The organism is Lyngbya aestuarii BL J (assembly GCF_000478195.2).
GTDB lineage: Bacteria > Cyanobacteriota > Cyanobacteriia > Cyanobacteriales > Microcoleaceae > Capilliphycus > Capilliphycus aestuarii.
This window is the reverse complement of sequence record NZ_AUZM01000372.1, coordinates 1-414: the sequence shown is the minus strand read 5'-3', so window position 1 is coordinate 414 and position 414 is coordinate 1. Positions and strand designations below refer to the sequence as shown.

1 protein-coding gene is annotated in these 414 nt (G+C 47.3%); it reads right to left on the bottom strand.

The window, feature by feature from the left end:
• On the bottom strand, positions 1 to 414 hold a 414-nt coding region (locus M595_RS28580; RefSeq protein ID WP_023070025.1), incomplete at both ends, for a glycerophosphodiester phosphodiesterase family protein.

The following is a 414-nucleotide window of genomic DNA, read 5'->3' as shown; positions in this document are numbered from 1 at the left end:
GGTCTTCATGAATATCTTCGGGACGACGGAAATTAGTTGAATTAGGATCTCCGGCTTTTTCCTCGATAATTTCATCGACAACCATACGACCTGTTTCAGGGAAGTCAGTAAAGAAACCATCCACCCCGATATCGGTCAGTTGTTGGAACTCCTGTTCCGGCGTTTGGGGAGTACCATCTGGGTTTAAGGTTAAAAAGCGTTCTTCGTTTCGTAGTGTGTAGGGGTGAACCTGTAACCCTGCATCATGCGCCCAGTCTACTAGAGGACGAACTTCTCCGGTGAGTTGGCTAGTAATTTCAGCGTTGCCATCACCATTACCATCGACGGGAGTTTCGATAGATTCTCGCAGGATAAAGCTATTTTTCCACGGCCCCAACCCTTCTGCGTAGGTTTCGCCGAGATAATCAATCACTT